The organism is Naumannella huperziae (genome assembly GCF_054073625.1).
In genome coordinates this window covers 1,066,425-1,083,008 of the sequence record NZ_JBSXPH010000001.1, presented here as the reverse complement: position 1 = coordinate 1,083,008, position 16,584 = coordinate 1,066,425, and the positions used below count along the sequence as shown (strand labels likewise).

15 protein-coding genes are annotated in these 16,584 nt (G+C 71.2%); 7 read left to right on the top strand and 8 right to left on the bottom strand.

Annotation, left to right across the window (positions count from 1 at the left end; all coding sequences use genetic code 11):
- Positions 1-25: 25 nt before the first annotated feature.
- The 6 genes from ACXDC7_RS05115 to ACXDC7_RS05090 all read left to right on the top strand — a co-directional run bounded on the left by ACXDC7_RS05115 (position 26) and on the right by ACXDC7_RS05090 (position 6,782).
- Positions 26-1,975, top strand: a complete 1,950-nt coding sequence (locus ACXDC7_RS05115; RefSeq protein WP_459221425.1) for a M13 family metallopeptidase — start codon at positions 26-28, stop codon at positions 1,973-1,975.
- The gene (locus ACXDC7_RS05110) at positions 1,972-3,123 is read left to right on the top strand and encodes a glycosyltransferase family 87 protein (RefSeq protein ID WP_459221424.1); all 1,152 of its coding nucleotides are present in this window, start codon (positions 1,972-1,974) and stop codon (positions 3,121-3,123) included. Before ACXDC7_RS05115 ends, ACXDC7_RS05110 begins: the two co-directional genes overlap by 4 nt.
- A complete protein-coding gene (locus tag ACXDC7_RS05105) occupies positions 3,120-4,319 on the top strand; it encodes a glycosyltransferase 87 family protein (RefSeq protein ID WP_459221423.1) in 1,200 nt (399 codons plus the stop codon). The genes ACXDC7_RS05110 and ACXDC7_RS05105 overlap by 4 nt, the downstream gene beginning before the upstream one ends.
- The gene (locus ACXDC7_RS05100) at positions 4,316-5,530 is read left to right on the top strand and encodes a glycosyltransferase 87 family protein (RefSeq protein ID WP_459221422.1); all 1,215 of its coding nucleotides are present in this window, start codon (positions 4,316-4,318) and stop codon (positions 5,528-5,530) included. The genes ACXDC7_RS05105 and ACXDC7_RS05100 overlap by 4 nt, the downstream gene beginning before the upstream one ends.
- A gap of 63 nt (positions 5,531-5,593) precedes the next feature.
- Entirely contained in the window at positions 5,594-6,187 is a 594-nt protein-coding gene (locus tag ACXDC7_RS05095) for a ClpP family protease (RefSeq protein WP_459221421.1), read from the top strand.
- 1 nt (position 6,188) lies between these two features.
- Positions 6,189-6,782, top strand: a complete 594-nt coding sequence (locus ACXDC7_RS05090; RefSeq protein WP_459221420.1) for a ClpP family protease — start codon at positions 6,189-6,191, stop codon at positions 6,780-6,782.
- Here ACXDC7_RS05090 and ACXDC7_RS05085 read toward each other — a convergent pair whose 3' ends face one another.
- Together ACXDC7_RS05085 and ACXDC7_RS05080 are read right to left on the bottom strand one after the other, a co-directional pair.
- Positions 6,783-7,349 (bottom strand): type 1 glutamine amidotransferase domain-containing protein, encoded by a 567-nt coding sequence (locus tag ACXDC7_RS05085; protein ID WP_459221419.1) that lies wholly within the window; start codon positions 7,347-7,349, stop codon positions 6,783-6,785.
- Positions 7,350-7,371: 22 nt separating this feature from the next.
- Positions 7,372-8,235, bottom strand: coding sequence for a methyltransferase (locus tag ACXDC7_RS05080; RefSeq protein ID WP_459221418.1), 864 nt, complete (start codon positions 8,233-8,235; stop codon positions 7,372-7,374).
- A 169-nt stretch (positions 8,236-8,404) separates the two neighbouring features.
- On the opposite strand from ACXDC7_RS05080, the gene ACXDC7_RS05075 reads away from it, so the two are divergent.
- On the top strand, positions 8,405-8,566 hold the full coding sequence (locus ACXDC7_RS05075; protein WP_459221417.1) for a hypothetical protein: 162 nt from the start codon (positions 8,405-8,407) through the stop codon (positions 8,564-8,566).
- A gap of 144 nt (positions 8,567-8,710) precedes the next feature.
- On the opposite strand, the gene ACXDC7_RS05070 is transcribed toward ACXDC7_RS05075, so the two are convergent.
- Genes ACXDC7_RS05070 through nuoK form a run of 6 tightly spaced genes read right to left on the bottom strand, consistent with a single transcriptional unit; the run spans position 8,711 to position 16,467 of the window.
- The gene (locus ACXDC7_RS05070) at positions 8,711-10,123 is read right to left on the bottom strand and encodes an amidase (RefSeq protein WP_459221416.1); all 1,413 of its coding nucleotides are present in this window, start codon (positions 10,121-10,123) and stop codon (positions 8,711-8,713) included.
- Positions 10,123-11,112 (bottom strand): polyprenyl synthetase family protein, encoded by a 990-nt coding sequence (locus tag ACXDC7_RS05065; protein ID WP_246292560.1) that lies wholly within the window; start codon positions 11,110-11,112, stop codon positions 10,123-10,125. Before ACXDC7_RS05065 ends, ACXDC7_RS05070 begins: the two co-directional genes overlap by 1 nt.
- Positions 11,113-11,120: 8 nt before the next feature.
- Positions 11,121-12,716 (bottom strand): NADH-quinone oxidoreductase subunit NuoN, encoded by a 1,596-nt coding sequence (gene nuoN, locus ACXDC7_RS05060; RefSeq protein WP_459221415.1) that lies wholly within the window; start codon positions 12,714-12,716, stop codon positions 11,121-11,123.
- The gene (locus ACXDC7_RS05055) at positions 12,716-14,236 is read right to left on the bottom strand and encodes an NADH-quinone oxidoreductase subunit M (protein WP_179444538.1); all 1,521 of its coding nucleotides are present in this window, start codon (positions 14,234-14,236) and stop codon (positions 12,716-12,718) included. The genes nuoN and ACXDC7_RS05055 overlap by 1 nt, the downstream gene beginning before the upstream one ends.
- 14 nt (positions 14,237-14,250) lie before the next feature.
- The gene (nuoL, locus tag ACXDC7_RS05050) at positions 14,251-16,155 is read right to left on the bottom strand and encodes an NADH-quinone oxidoreductase subunit L (protein WP_179444539.1); all 1,905 of its coding nucleotides are present in this window, start codon (positions 16,153-16,155) and stop codon (positions 14,251-14,253) included.
- A gap of 12 nt (positions 16,156-16,167) precedes the next feature.
- Positions 16,168-16,467, bottom strand: a complete 300-nt coding sequence (nuoK, locus tag ACXDC7_RS05045) for an NADH-quinone oxidoreductase subunit NuoK (protein ID WP_179444540.1) — start codon at positions 16,465-16,467, stop codon at positions 16,168-16,170.
- Positions 16,468-16,584 lie beyond the last annotated feature (117 nt).

Below are 16,584 nucleotides of genomic sequence, written 5' to 3'. Positions count from 1 at the left end.
CCGCGAGACGCGCTAGCCTCGACCGGTGACTTCCGAGCTGCTCGCCCACACCGACGAGGCGACCCGACCCCAGGACGACCTGTACCGCCACGTCAACGGGGCCTGGCTGCAGACTGCCACAATCCCGGACGACAAGCCCGGCACCGGCGCCTTCATCGAGCTGCGCGACAACGCCGAGGAGGCCGTCCGCGACATCATCACCTCCCTCGGCGACCCCGGCGACCAGACCGGTACGCCGCAGCGCCGGATCGCCTCGCTCTATGCCAGCTTTGTCGACACCGACACCGTGGCCGAGCGCGGCGCCGAGCCGCTCGCGCCGCTGCTGGCGACCGCCGACGAGATCACCGACGCGACATCCCTGGCGCACTGGATGGGTTGGGCCACCCGTCGCGGGATCCGCACGCTGGTGGGGATGTCGGTGGATGCCGACCCGGGCGATCCGCAGCAGGTGATCTTGTTCCTCGGCCAGTCCGGGATCGGGTTGCCCGACGAGGAGTACTACCGCGACGACACCTATGCCGAGATCCGCGAGGCCTACACGGCCCACCTGGGCAGGATGTTCGAGCTGATCGGCAGCGACGACCCCGCTGGCGAGGCCGCGCGCGTACTGGAGCTGGAGACGGCGATCGCGGCGCTGCACTGGGACAAGGTGCGCACCCGGGACCTGCGCCAGATGTACAACCCGCAGACCCGCGACGAGCTGGCCGCCGCCAGCCCCGGCCTGGACTGGGCGCAACTACTGGCGGGTGCCGAGCTCGACGACGCCGTGTTGGCCCGGGTGGTGAATGCCCAGCCGAGCTACTTCGCCGGGCTCGGTGAGCTGATCGCGGCGACGCCGGCGCAGACCTGGCGCGCCTGGGCGCGCTGGCAGACGGCATCGGCGTTCGCGGGCTACCTCGATGATCGTTTCGTCGCCGAGGACTTCGCGTTCTACGGCACGACCCTGTCCGGTACGCCGACGTTGAAGGAGCGCTGGAAGCGCGGCGTCGACCTGGTCGAGGCCTCGATCGGCGAGGACGTCGGCAAGCTCTATGTGGACAAGCATTTCTCGCCCGCCGCCAAGGACCGGATGGACGAGCTGGTGGCGAACCTGATCGAGGCGTACCGGCAATCGATCAGCGAGCTCGACTGGATGACCGAGGACACCCGCGCGGAGGCGCTGCGCAAGCTGGACAGGTTCCGGCCCAAGATCGGCTATCCGGTGAAGTGGAAGGACTACTCGACCCTCGACCTTCGCGCCGATGATCTTGTCGGCAATGTGCTCGCGGTGGCCTCCTGGCAGCTCGATGATCAACTGGACAAGCTGACCCGGCCGACCGATCCGGACGAGTGGTTCATGACCCCGCAGACGGTGAACGCCTACTACCACCCGCTGCGCAACGAGATCGTCTTCCCGGCGGCGATCCTGCAGCCGCCGTTCTTCGATCCCGAGGCCGACGATGCGCTGAACTACGGCGGCATCGGCGCGGTGATCGGGCACGAGATCGGGCACGGCTTCGACGATCAGGGATCGACCTGCGACGGCGACGGCGCGCTGCGCAACTGGTGGACCGATGCCGACCGCGCCGCGTTCGAGGAGCGCACGACGGCGCTGGTCGGCCAGTACGCAGAGCTCTCACCGGAGGGCGCAGACGGGCGCCCGGTGAAAGGCGAGCTGACCATCGGCGAGAACATCGGCGATCTCGGCGGCCTGTCGATCGCGCACAAGGCGTGGCGCCTGAGCGGCGCCGATCCCGACGCCGAGATCGACGGCGTGCCGGCCGGCCGCCGGCTCTTCCTGAACTGGGCCGCCGTGTGGCGCTCCAAGATGCGCCCCGAGGCGGTCAAGCAGCGGCTGGCGACCGATCCGCACTCGCCGCCGGAGTTCCGGGCCAACCAGACGGTACGCAATGTCGACGCCTTCCACGAGGCATTCGGCACCGACGGGGACGACGAGCTGTGGCTGCCGCCGGATCGCCGCGTGAAGATCTGGTGACCCGCGCGCCGGGCCGTTGGCGCTGGCTGTTGTGGCCGCTGCCGCTGATCGCCGGGGCGTACGAGGCCTCGCGCGCGGACGGCGCGAGCTGGACCCCGTGGCGGGGCGCGATGGTCGACCTGCAGGCGATCATCGGCGCCTCGGGAAGGCTGCTGTCCGGGGAGGATCTCTACGGCGGCGGCGGCGTGCCGTTCAGCATGCCGCCGGCGATGGCGCTGTTCGGCATCCCGTTCGCGATCGCCGGCCCGGAGGCGGCACAGTTGCTCTGGGTGTTGATCACCGCCGGCCTGGTGGCCGCGCTACTGGTGGCGCCGCTGTTGGCGTACCGGTCGCCGGCGTTGGCCCGCTCGGCGTGGGTGCCGCTGCTGGCCGCGCTGCTGATCACGCTCGCCGTGCCGATCCGCGACAACTTCCGCCTCGGCCAGGTGACCGTGCTGATCACCTGCCTGCTGATCGCCGATCTGGTACGCCCGCGCCCGGGTCCCCGCCTGCCGCGCGGCGTGCTGACCGGGATCGCCGCGGCGCTGGCGGTGTTTCCGGTGGTCGTCGTGATCCTGCAACTCGCCTCGCCGCGGCACCGCCGGGCCGGGCTGTTCGGCGCGACGACGGCGATCGGGATCACCCTGCTCGCCTGGCTGGCCGCGCCGATCTCCTCGCTGCGCTATTGGTCGGCGACGCTGGCGGGCCGCCACCTCGCCGAGGGCAATGCCTACGAGCGCGAGACGAACGGCTCGCTCCCCGCGGTGCTCGCCCGGGGGCTCGGTGAGCAGCCCACCACGACCGTGCTCGGCACGGTGCTGGCGCTCGTGGTCCTCGCCGCGGCGCTGGCCGCCGGCCTCGCGCTGTGCCGCTCGGGCCGGCACCTGGCGGGGATGCTGACCGCCGGGCTGGGCGGCGTCGTGATCATGCCGCTCGCCTTTCCGCAGGCGTGGGTGATCGCGCTGCCGCTGGCGGCGATCATGCTGGTCCGCCGCGGTCCGTGGCTGTGGCAACTGACCGCGGCCGTGCTCGGGCTGTGGGCGTGCGTGCAGCCGGCGTCGCGGGTGGGCGGTGAACTGGTCGCGGCCGGCAGCCTGCTGCTCACGCTGGCCTGGTTCGCGGTGGTCATCGCCGGCGCCGCCGCCCAGCGCGCGGGGATGCCGCGGTGACCGCGACGGTGGATCGGGTCCGGCGGCTGCGGTTCCCGACCGCATTCGTCGTGGCGCTGCCGTGGCCGTTCCTGGCCGCGCTGGCGCTGTCGGGCGGCTGGCCGTGGAATCCGATGGCGGTCGACCTCGACGTCTATCGCCGCACCGCCGAGGACCTGCTGGCCGGAACTCCTCTGTACGCCGAGGATCCCGGCGACCTGCCGATGACCTATCCACCGTTCGCGGCGATCGCGGCACTGCCCTTGCTGATCACCGACGCCGAGACGGGCTACCTCACCTGGCCGCTGTTGAATGCGGCGCTGGCGGTGGCCGTGTTCGCCCGGATCGGCCTGCGCGGCTGGCGCGCGCCGATCGCGGCCGCGGCGGTGATCATGCTCGGCGGCCCGTATGACCAGGTGGTCTTCCTCGGCCAGGTGGGGGTCGTGCTGATGGCGATGTGCATCCTCGATCTGGCGCCCGGCCCGACCCTGGTCAGCCGGATCTGGCCGGGCCGGGAGCGACTGTGGCCGCGCGGCGTGCTGACCGGGCTGGCGGTCGCGATCAAGATGACACCGGCGCTGTTCATCGTGGCGCTGGTGCTGTTCGGACGGCGGCGGCCGGCGCTGGTCGCGACGATCACGGCCGCGGTGGCAACCGGGGTGGCAGCGCTGGTCCGGCCGGCGGATTCGTTGCTCTACTGGGGAAATCTGGCCTCGGGCGACCTGCCGCAGGAGACCGACTCGATGTACCGGCTGACCAACCAGTCGCTCGGCGCCGTGGTCGTCCGCTTCGGCGGCGACGCCGCCTGGCAGACCGCGGCGCTGGTGGCCTGCGCGATCGCCGGGGTCGCCGTGCTGGTCGCGGCCACGGCGATCGCCCGGCGCGGGGAGCTGACCTTCGCGCTGCTGCTGGTCGGCCTCGGCACCAGCCTCGCCTCCCCGGTCGCCTGGACGCACACCTTCACCTGGCTCGCGCCGCTCGCGGTGGTGGCGCTGCTCCGACCGGCACCGCTCGGCGTCCGCCTGCTGGCGGTCGGCTACTGGGGTTGGGCGACGCTGGAGCCGTTCAAGTCGATCGACGCCGGCGGCGACGCCGCGCTCGACCTGACCGGCCTGCAGCAGTTGGTGGTCGCCACCGGCCCGCTGCTGGCGCTCGCCCTGTGCGCGGCGACCCTGGACTGGGCGCGCGAGCGCGCATCCGACGAGCCGGTGCCGTGACGCCGCGGGTACGCCGGCGCGAGCTCGCCGCGGTGCTGCTCGCGTTGCCCTGGCCGTTCCTGGCCGCGCTGCTGCACGCCGGCGGGTGGCCGTGGCTGCCGCAGCAGGTCGACCTGGACGTCTATCTCGCGGCCGCGGACCGGTTGGCCGCGGGCCAGCCGCTGTACTTCGATCCGCCGGGCCGGCTGCCGATGATCTATCCGCCGTTCGCGGCCGTGCTGACGCTCCCGTTGGCGGCGGCTGGCCCCGGGGCGGCGTACCTGCTCTGGCCGCTGCTGAATGCCGCCCTGGCCGCCGCGGTGTTCGCCCGGATCGGCCTGCGGGCCGCGCCGGCGCTGATCGTCGCGGCGGCCGCGATCGCGCTCGGCGGCCCGCTCGCGCAGGTCTTCTTCCTCGGCCAGGTCGGGATCTTCCTGATGGCGCTGTGCGTGCTGGACCTCGCGCCGGGGCCGACCCTGCTCGCCCGGGCCGGGCGCTGGCTGCCGTTCGGGGTGCCGGACCGACTGCTGCCGGCGGGCGTGCTGACCGGCGTCGCGGCGGCGATCAAGCTCACCCCCGCGCTGTTCGTGGTGGCGCTGGTGCTGGTGGGCCGGCGCCGGCCGGCGCTGGTGGCCGTGTTGTCGGCGGCGGGCGCGACCATGATCGGATTCGCGGTGCGGCCCGCCGAGTCGGCCGGCTACTGGGCGCGGATCGCCACCGGCAATTTCCCCGGCGAGCCCGATGCGCCCTATCAGGTGACCAACCAGTCGCTGCTGGCAATCGCCGTCCGCTTCCTGCGTACGCCCGAGCTGCCGCTGTGGCTGACGGTGCTGCTCGGCGGCGCGGTGGTGGCGCTGACGCTGCTGGCGGCGGTGGTCGTGGCGCGGGCGGGCGAGCCGATGCTGGCGCTGTTGCTGGTCGGGCTCGGGTCGACGGTCGCGGCGCCGATCTCCTGGACCCATGCCTACACCTGGCTGGCGCCGATCGCGGTCCTGGCGTTGCTGCGGCCGCTGCCCGGGTGGCTGCGGCTGCTCGCGGTCGGCTACTGGGGCTGGGCGACGTGGGAGCCGTTCCAGGACCTCAACGTCGATACCGAGGTGGGGCTGCGGCTGGGCGCCGGCGGTCAGCTCGCGACCGCCGTCGGCCCGCTGCTCGGCGTGGCGCTGCTGGCCGGCTGCTGGTGGTGGGCGCGTTCGCGTACCGCCTCCCGCACCCCGGCCCGGATCCGCTGACCGCAGATCTGCTGGCAGCAGATCGCGCCCCGCTCGGCGGTACGCCGGGGCAGGCTGGCGATCATGAACACGTACGATGATCAATTGACGGGTCGCCTGCTGGAGCAGCGGATCCTGGTGCTCGGCCAGGAGGTGGACGACGAGGTCGCCAACCGGCTGTGTGCGCAGTTGCTGCTGCTGTCGGCCGAGGATCCCGATTCCGACATCCGGCTCTACATCAACTCACCGGGCGGCTCGGTGACGGCGGGGCTGGCGATCTACGACACGATGACCCTGATCCCGAACGATGTCAGCACGCTCGGGATGGGCCTGGCCGCGAGCATGGGACAGTTCCTGCTGACCGCGGGTACGCCGGGCAAGCGCCACCTGCTGCCCCGCGCCCGGGTGTTGCTGCACCAGGGGTCGGCCGGGTTCCGCGGTACGGCGATCGACATCGAGATCGCGGCGGACAATCTCGCGTACCTGAACCAGTTGATGCTCAGCCTGACGGCCGAGCACACCGGGCAGGAGGTCGCCCGGGTCACCGAGGATTCCTTGCGGGACAGGTGGTTCTCGGCGGAGGAGGCCGTCGCGTACGGCTTCGCCGATCACGTGATCACCCAGCTCGACTCGGTTGCCCCGCGGCAGCGGACGCAGCCGATCGGGATGGGGGTCTGAGATGGCCAGCTACTCGATTCCCTATGTGGTCGAGCAGACCAGCCGCGGCGAGCGGACCAGCGACATCTACAGCCGCCTGCTCAGCGACCGGATCGTCTACCTGGGCACGGAGATCGACGACGGCGTCGCGAACGTGATCATCGCCCAGTTGCTGCACCTGCAGTCCGTCGACTCCGACGCGCAGATCAACCTCTACATCAACTCCCCCGGCGGCTCGGCGACGGCGATGTTCGGGATCTACGACACCATGCGATTCCTGCGCCCGGCGGTGGCGACCTACTGCGTCGGGCAGGCCGCCTCCGCCGGGGCGGTGATCTTCGCTGCGGGCGAGCCCGGCCGGCGGCTCGTGCTGCCCCACGCGCGGATCCTGTTGCACCCGCCGTCGATGGAGAGCCAGGGCACCCTGCCGGACCTGGCAGTGCAGGCCGCGGAGATCACCCGGCTGCGCAATCTGCAGGACGAGGTGCTGGCGTACCACACCGGGCGCAGCGTGCCCGAGTTGCAGCGCGACATCCAACGCGACCGGGTGTTCACCGCCACCGAGGCGGTGGAGTACGGGCTCGCCGACGAGATCGTCTCGTTGCCGGCCGGGTGATCAGCCCCGATCGCCCGCGAACTGCTTGATCGTCGCGTCGACGAAGGCCGGGATGTCGTCGGGATTGCGCGAGGTGATCAACGGCGCGGCGCTGTCGTCGATCTTGACCTGCTCGTCCACCCAGGTGCCGCCGGCGTTGCGGATGTCGGTCTGCAGCGACGGGTAGGAGGTCAGCGTGCGCCCCTCGACCAGCCCCGCGTCGACCAGCAGCCACGGGCCGTGACAGATCGCCGCGATCGGGCGGCCGGCCTGCGCGGCGGCACGCACGAAGTTGCGGGCATCCTCGTCGGTCCGCAGCGTGTCGGCGTTCACCGTGCCGCCGGGGATGATCACGCCGTCGTACTCGCCCGGATCGGCATCGGCGATGGTCCCGTCGACCGGATAGTCCTCGGCCGGGTCGAGATCGTTGTTGACGGTGGCGGCCTTGCCGCCGTCCGGCGAGAGCAGGACGGGCTTGCCGCCGGCATCCTTGATGGCCTGCCACGGCCCGGTGAGCTCGGGTTGTTCGATCCCCTTGCCGGAGACCAGGAAGGCGATGGTGCGTCCGTCGAGTGTTGCTGTGGTCATGCGTACTGCTCCTCTCGTTCGGTCAGGCTGCCAACATGAACTGCCCCTGGGCGCGGGCCTCGGCGCGCGGCGCCGCGATCTCGCCGGCCGGCCGCCGCGTCAGCGTCTCGGCGACGCTGGAGGTGAGATCGACCAGGCCGATGCCGAGCGCCCCGGAAACCGCGCCGAGCATCTCCGAGGACGGCTCCTTGCGACCGCGCTCGATCTCGGACAGGTACGCCACCGAGACCCCGGCCGCGTCGGCGACATCGGCCAGCGTACGACCGGCGTCCGTGCGTCGGCGCCGCAGCTCGGCCCCGGCGGCCTCGCGCCACAGCGGTTCGGGATCTTGGTGCGCGCCGTTGTCCTCGCTCATGCCTCCGAGTCTAGGCCGGGCGCCGAACGGGCGCGGATGACGTGCAGGATGCGGTGCTGCCAGCCCGGCACCGTCCGCGCCGCGATCTCGACGAAGCCCGTCGCCGCCATCGCTCGGCACAGTTCGGGGACGGAGGCGAAACCGGTGACCGAGGAGTGCAGGTAGTCGTAGACGGCGCGGCGACCGGTAGTCCTCGGCGACGAACGGGGAGCCCGGTCGCAGCGCCGCGCGGATCGCCGCGAGCGTCGCGGGCAGGTCGGTGACATTGCGCAGCAGGTAGCAGGCCAGCACACCGTCGGCGGCGGGCAGCCCGAGCTCGCCGAGCTGTTCCGCGCGGCCGTCGACGAACTCCACGCCACCTGGCCAGTCCCCGGCCCGGGCGCGGGCGAGCATTCCCGGCGAGGCGTCGACGCCGACGATCCGCGGCGTCAGCCCGCGGGCGATCGCGGCGTCCAGCAGGGCGCGGGTGGACAGTCCGGTGCCGCAGCCGAGGTCGATCAGTGTCGGCTCGGGTTCGTCGATGCCGGCCACGAGCGCATCGGCGGCGAGGCGCAGGTGGTGCGATAGCCCGGGTTCAGCCCGACCATCCGGTCATAGCTGTCGGCCGCGGCGTCGAACCCGGCGGCGACCGCGTGCTTGCCCGGGATCTACCTGGCGGCGTCCCGGAGCTTGGTTGCTCGGTCTCGGGCCGAACGAGACGGTGGCGCTCTTCGACGCCGTCGCCCGGCTCGACGGACCCGACCAGCGGGCGATCTTCGACGCGGTCGGGCCCCGGCTCGCCGCGGCCCTGGCCGCCGTCGCCGCGCGCATGCCCTGGCCCGGCAGGCTGGCCCTGCTCCGCGCCACCGCCCTCGGCCGCTGACCCACCCCCTCCCTCCGAATTGTTTCCGTAGTTATGCCCGCTATCCGCGGCGGATAGCGGGCATAACTACGGAAACAATTCGGAGGGAGGGGGATGAGCGGAGGGAGGGGGATGAGCGGAGGGAGGGGTGGGAGTTGAGGGAGGTCAACGAGGCGCGGGAGGGGTGGCAGGCCACGGGTCGGCGGCCTCGAGCTGGGCGGCGAGCGCCAGCAGCAACCGATCGGAACCGGCCGGGCCGCCGAGCATCGCGCCGAAGGGGAGCTCCGTGCCGTCGACCTCGGCCCGGTGCAAAGGGACGCTGATCGCGGGCCGGCCGACCAGGTTGTAGATCGACGTCCACGGCGTGTAGGCGGTCTGGGCGGCGAAGTCCGCCGCGGGATCGCGATCATCGCGCAACGATCCGATCATCGCCGGCGGCTGCGCCAGCGTCGGGGTGAGCACGACGTCGAAGCCGGCCCACCGCGCGGCGACGGTACGCTCCAGCCGCTGCGCCGCCGCGATCGCCTCGGCGTACTGCTGCCCGGTCACCGACCGACCCCGCTCGCGCAGCCACCGGGTCAGCGGAACAAGATCGCCCTCGCGGCCCTCGGGGACGGGCGCCGACAGCGCGGCCACCGCCCACAGCGCCTCGAACGCCGACCACTCCTGCGGCCCGAACGGCACCGGCGCCTCGGACACCTCGTGCCCGAACTCCCCCAACAACCGGGCGGCCCGCTCCGCGGCCGCCCGCGCCTGCGGGTGCACCGGCGCGCCCGGCACCAGCACCGGCTCGGTCAACAATCCGACCCGCAGGCCGCGGACCCGTTCGGCCAGCGCCACCGAGAAACCGCCCGTCGCGCCCGGGAAATGATCACCCGGCCACGGCCCGGCGACCGCATCCAGCACGGCCGCGGTGTCGGCGACGGTACGCGTCAGGAAGCCCTGCGTCGCCAGCCCCGGCCCGTCGACACCGTGCGGGCCCGGGCTGATCACCCCGCGGCTCGGCTTCAGCCCGACCAGTCCGCAGCACGCGGCGGGAATCCGGATCGACCCGCCGCCGTCGCTGCCGTGCGCGAGCGGCACCACACCGGACGCGACGGCCGCCGCAGCGCCGCCGCTCGATCCGCCGGCAGAGCGACGCCGGTCCCACGGGGTACGCGCCGGTGGCCCGAGGTCGGGCTCGGTGTAGCACGGTAGGCCGAACTCCGGCGTGCTCGTCTTGCCGATCATGATCGTGCCCGCGGCGCGCAGCCGGGTGACGATCCCGTCGTCGATCTCGGCGACATTGCCTGCCCACGCCCGGCTACCGCCCTCGAAGCCGAGCTCGGCGACCCGGGTCAGATCCTTGACCGGGCACGGTACGCCGAGCAGTGGCGCCGGATCGCCGTCGGCCAGCCGGCGCTGCGCCTGGGCCGCCGCCGCCTCGGCGTACCCGCGCTCGACCCGCGCGAAGGCGCCCAGCGAGTCGGCCTCGGCGGCGGCCAGGGCGGCCGCCGTCACCTCCGCGATCGACAGCTCTCCCGCGCGGATCGCGGCGGCCAGCTCCAGCGCCGACAGCTCGGCGGCGATCCCGGCCATCAACTGGTCCGGGTGACCACCTGGTCACACATCGCGAACAATGCCTCGCGCGCCTCGCAGTCCGGCAGCGGCCGCAACAGGCCGCGCGCGACCTCCGCCCGCCGGGCGACCTCGTCGCGTGCGCGATCGATCACCGGGTGCGCGCGCAGGCGCCCCAGCACTTCCGCCAGCCGCGCCTGGTCGCTCAGGTCACCGGCGATCAGGTCCCGCAACTGACGATCCTCGGGAGCCTCGCCGAGCAGCAGCGTCGGCAGGGTGGGTACGCCCTCGCGCAGATCCGTGCCCGGCGCCTTGCCCGTGTCGTCGCTGGTCACGTCGATGATGTCGTCGCTGAGCTGGAACGCCGCTCCGATCTCCTCGCCGAAGTCCGTCAGCGCCGCCGCCGTCGCGACCGGCGCACCGGCGACCATCGCCCCGAACCGGGCCGAGGTGGCGATCAGCGAGGCGGTCTTGTCCGCGACCACCTGCAGGTAGTGCGCCAGGGGATCCTCCCCGCGCGCGGGCCCGACGGTCTCGGCGATCTGGCCGTGCACCAGCCGGGCGAAGGTGTCGGCCTGCACCGCCACGAAATCGGTGCCCAGCCCGGCGACGATCGACGACGCGCGGGAGAACAGGAAGTCGCCGACCAGGATGGCCTGCAGGTTTCCCCAGCGGCTGTTCGCGCTGGGCGCACCGCGGCGCAGGTCGGCCTCGTCCATCACGTCGTCGTGATACAGGCTCGCGACGTGGGTCAGCTCCACCACGACGGCGGCGTCGACCAGCCGGTCGTCGGGCACCGGTCCGCCGAACCGGGCGGCGAGCAGCACCAGCATCGGGCGGAAACGCTTCCCGCCGGCCGCGATGATGTGGCCCGCCATCTCGGTGACCAGGCGGTCGTGCCCCTTCGCCGCGTCCTGCAGGCGCGCCTCGACCAGCCGCAGCTCCCGGCGTACCCCATCGGCGAACTCGCCCCCGGCGCCCGTGGCGACGTCCTCGGCATGCGGGCGCAACGGATCTCCTATCTGAGGAACTGGCCGGCCTGCGCCGAGAGGGTCAGCAACCACCCCGGGACGACGGCCAGCACGACGGTGAGCACACAGCTTACGACCAACACGGCCTGCGTTCCCCAGCCGGCCTGCGCGACCTCCGCGTCGCCCTCGGCCGGATCGGAGAAGAACATGGTGACGATCACCCGCACGTAGAAGAACGCCGCGATCACGCTGACCAGCACGGCCACCACGACGAGCCAGGCGTACCCGCCGCGCCAGGCGGCCATGAAGACCGTCCACTTGCCGATGAAGCCCGCGGTGAGCGGGATCCCCGCGAAGCTCAACAAGAAATACGCGAACAGCCCGGCGACGACCGGCGACTTGCGGCCGAGCCCGGCCCAGGCGCCGAGCTGGTTCACCTCGCCCGAGCGGTTGCGGACCATGGTCACGATCGCGAAGGCGCCCATCGTGGTCACCCCGTAGGCGACGAGATAGAACAGCACCGAGGCGAGGCTGGTCAACTGGTCCGGGCCGGCGGCCTGGAAGGCACCGGTCACGGCGACCAGCAGGAACCCGGCATGGGCGATCGAGGAGTACGCCAACATCCGCTTCACGTCGCTCTGGGCGATCGCCAGCACCGACCCGATCGCCATGCTCGCCACGGCGACGATCGCCAGCACCGGCTGCCAGTCCCAGCGCAGGCCGCCGAAGGCGACGAAGAACACCCGGGCCAGGCCGACCATCGCGGCGATCTTGGTGCAGACGGCCATGAACGCGGTGATCGGGCTCGGCGCTCCGGCGTAGACATCGGGCACCCAGGAGGCGAACGGCGCGGCGCCGATCTTGAACAGCAGGCCGATGCCGACCATCGCCAGGCCGGCGAACAGCATCCCGTTGCCCTCGGGCTGGAGCTGGATCGCGGCCGCCAGGCCCGGATCGACCAAGCCCGCCTGGCTGTCGTAGGTCCCGCCCAGGTTGAACGAGCCGGCGAAGCCGTAGAGCAGCGCGATACCGAAGACGAAGATCGCCGAGGACAGCGCGCCCAGCAAGAAGTACTTCATCGACGATTCCTGGCTGAGCAGTCGCCGACGGCGGGCCAGGCCACACATCACATACAGCGGCAGCGACATGATCTCCAGCGCGACGAACATCATCAACAGGTCGCCCGAAGCGGCGAAGAGCATCATCCCGACCAGGGCGAACATGGTCAGCGGGTAGAGCTCGTTCTGCTCCACGCGCTTCTCGATCGCCTCTCGCTCGTCCGGGCTGCCCGGCGTTGCCGCGGCCTGCGGCGCGAACGCCGTGACGCCGGAGTAGAGCCGCCGCTCACCGAACAGCAGCAGCGCCAGCACGGTGAAGAAGAGCAGCGTCAGCCAGGTGAAGTAGCTCGGCACGTCGACCATGATCGAACCGCCGGCCGTCGGGCCGTAGACCCCGAGCAACCAGTTCAGTCCGGTGAACACGAAGGCCGCCAGCACCGTCAGGTACGCCACTGCGCGCTGCAGCCCCGACCGGTACGCCCGAGGCAGCAGCGACTCCACGAGGACGCCGACGACGCCACCGGCGAACACGATGATCAACGGCAGCAGGGCCTGCCAGTCGATGGACGGCGCGGAACTGGGCATCAGTTGTTCCCCTTCGCAATCGGCTCGGGATCGGTCAGGCCGATGATCTGCATGGTGGTCTGCGAGGCCGGCTCGATCAGGTTCAGCATCGGCTGCGGGAACAGGCCGAGCGCGAGGATCAGCACCACCAGGGGGGCGACGGCGAGCCGCTCGCGGCCGGTCAGGTCCGACCCGATCGTCGTCTTCACCTGCGGGGTGACCGGGCCGGTCATGGTCCGCTGGTACATGGTCAGCACGTAGGCGGCGGTGAGCACGATGCCGAGGACGGCCACCACCGCCCAGCCGGGATGCCGGGCGAAGGTGCCGGCCAGGACCAGGAACTCGCTGACGAAGCTGGACAGGCCGGGCAGGGCGAGCGAGGACAGGCCCGCGAACAGCAGTACGCCCGCCGCCACCGGCGCAACCTTGATCACGCCACCGAAGGCATCGATCTGCGCCGATCCGCGGCGAGCGACCAGGAAGCCGAGCACCAGCAGCAGCGCCGCGGTCGACAGGCCGTGGTTGAACATGTAGAAGATCGACCCGTCGAGCGACTGGCTGGTCATCGCGAAGATGCCGAGCACGATGAAGCCGAAGTGGCTGATCGAGGAGTACGCCACCAGCCGGTACAGGTTGCGCTGCCCGAGGGCGGCCAGCGCACCCCAGATGATCGAGATCACCGCCAGCGTCATCATCGCCGGCGCCGCCCACTGCGAGGAGCCGGGGAACAGTTCCAGACAGATCCGGATCATCCCGAAGGTGCCGATCTTGTCCAGGATGCCGACCAGCAGGGCCGTGCCTCCCGGCGTACCCTCCTCGGCGGCGTCCGGCAGCCAGGTGTGCACCGGCACCATGGGCGCCTTCACCGCGAACGCGAACAGGAAGCCGAGGAAGATCCAGCGGCCGACCCCGCCGTCCAGGTTCAACTGGGCGAGCTCGCTCATCAGGTAGGTCGGTCGCCCGGCGCCGGCGGTGATCGCGTACAGCCCGATCACCGAGGCCAGCATGACCAGACCGCCGGCGAGGGAGAACAACAAGAACTTGATCGCCGCATAGCTGCGCCGCGGGCCGCCGAAACCGCCGATCAGGAAGTACATCGGGATCAGCGAGGCCTCGAAGAAGATGTAGAACAACAACACATCGGTGGCCATGAAGGTGAACAGGGCCAGGCCCTCGGTGGCCAGCACCAGGGCGAAGAAGGTGTTGGAGTCCCAGTGCTTGCCGCGGCCGCTGCGGTCCGGCTCGGCCCAGGTGCCGATCAGCACGATCGGCGTCAGCAGCGCGGTCAGCAGCAGCATGGTCAGCGACAGCCCGTCGACCGGGCCGAGCGAGAAGTATGCGCCGAAGGTCGCGATCCACGGCACCTGGATGCCGATCACGGCGCCGCCGGCGACCAGCACCGCGACGACGACCGCCACCGCCAGCGTGGCCAGCGAGAACGCCAGGCCGGCGACCCGGGCCACCTGCCCGGACAACATGATCAGCAGCGCCGCTCCGATCAGCGGCAGCAGGCCGAGCGCCAACAGCCAGGGGAAAGTCATCTCCACTCCTCCCCTCAGGCCAGCCGGCCGAGGATCAGGACGACACCGATCACGATGGCGCCGACGATCATGGTCAGGGCATAGCTGCGGACATAGCCGTTCTGGATCCGCCTGGTGGCCCGCGCGAGACCGCCGACGGCGCCCGCGCCGCCGTTCACGATCCCGTCGACGCCGCGATCGTCCACCGTGACGATGGCCCGCGAGAGCTGGGTCTGCGGCTCGACCACCAGGGCGCCGTTCAGAGCGTCGCCATAGAGGTCGTTGGCGCCGGCAGCGGCGAGCACATTGGGCCGCTCGGGCGCGACCTCGGCGATCGCGCGTCCGCGACCGAAGACCAGCCAGGCGACGACCACGCCGGCCGCGACCAGGGCAAGCGTGGCGAGCGCGATCGGGCTGGTCTCGAAGACCGGGTAGTGGGTGGCGTGCGGCTCCTCGCCGAACGCCGGCTCCAGCCACTCGGCGATCCAGTTGTTCATCAGCAGGCCGGCGATGCCGGAGGCCACGGCCAGGATGATCAGCGGCACCGTCATCACCGCCGGGGACTCGTGCGGGTGCACGCCCTCGGCCCAGCGCTTGCGGCCGCCGAAGGTCATGATCATCAACCGGGTCATGTAGAAGGCGGTGACCGCGGCACCGATCATCGTCAACACCCCGACCAGGGTGTTGTACTCGAAGGCCGCCACGATGATGTGGTCCTTGGAGTAGTAGCCGGACAGGAACGGGAAGCCGATGATCGCCAGATAGCCGATCGCGAAGGTCGCGAAGGTGATCGGCAGCAACCGGGCCAGCGCACCGTAGCGGCGCATGTCCACATTGTCGTCCATCGCGTGCATCACCGAACCGGCGCCGAGGAACATGTTGGCCTTGAAGAAGCCGTGCGTCAGCAGGTGGAAGATCGCATACGCCCAGCCGGCCGGACCGAGGCCCGCGGCCACCATCATGTAGCCGATCTGCGACATGGTCGACCCGGCCAGCACCTTCTTGATGTCGTCCTTGGCGCAACCGATCCAGGCGCCGGCCAGCAGGGTGATCGTGCCGATCACCACGACGGCCATCGTGGCGACCTCGGACTGGCTGAACAGCGCATGACTGCGGACCACCAGGTAGACGCCGGCGGTGACCATGGTGGCGGCGTGGATCAGCGCCGAGACCGGGGTCGGCCCCTCCATGGCGTCCAGCAGCCAGGCCTGCAGCGGTACCTGGGCGGACTTGCCGCAGGCGCCGAGCAGCAGCATCAGGCCGATCAGGGTGGCCCAGAACGGGCTCAGGTTCGCGGCACCGGCATTGACCTCGGCGAAGGCCGAGGAGCCGAAGTTGAACAGCATCGCCATGATCGCCACGACCATGCCCATGTCGCCGACGCGGTTGATCACGAACGCCTTCTTGGCGGCCGCGGCGGCGCTCGGCTTGTACTGCCAGAAACCGATCAGCAGGTAGGAGGCCAGGCCGACGCCCTCCCAGCCGACGAACAGCACCAGGTAGTTGTCGGCCAGCACCAACACCAACATCGCGGCGATGAACAGGTTCAGGAACGCGAAGAACTTGCGCCGGTCGGGATCGTGGCTCATGTAGCCGATCGAGTAGATGTGGATCAGCGAGCCGACACCGGTGATCAGCAGGACGAAGACGATCGACAACTGGTCGACCAGCAACGAGACGTCGAAGCGCCAAGCGCCGGCCGCGATCCATTCATAGACGGGTACGCCGACCGCGCGCTCCTCGACGGGGCGCCCGATCATCTCGACGAACAGCGCCAGACCGATCCCGAAGGAGGCGAGCACGGCGGCCGTGGCCAGCAGATGCCCCCAGGCATTGCTCAGCCGGCCGGCCAGCAGCAGCACTCCCGAGACGACCAGCGGGATGACGAACATCAGCCAGGCGTAGGCGAAGAGCCCGGTGGCGGGCGCGTAGGAATCCATCGCTGCTACCCCTCAGTGCTTCAGCAGGTTGGCGTCGTCGACCGAGGCCGAGCGGCGGGTACGGAAGATGGTGATGATGATCGCCAGGCCGACCACGACCTCGGCGGCCGCGACCACCATCACGAAGAAGCTGGCGACCTGCCCGTCGAGGCTGCCGAGCTGACGGGCCGAGGTGACCAGCACCAGGTTGGCCGCATTCAACATCAGTTCGACCGACATGAACATGATCAGCGCATTGCGCCGCACCATGAATCCGAACATGCCGATGCCGAACAGCAGCACGGCCAGCACCAGATAGGGCTCCGAGCTCATCGGCCCTCCCTCCGATCGGCGTCGTCATCACCGGGCTCGTCCGCCCCGGAGGCATCGCGCGGCGGGACGTCGGCGGCGGTCACGACCTCGTTGAGATCCCTGACCCGCCCGCCGACC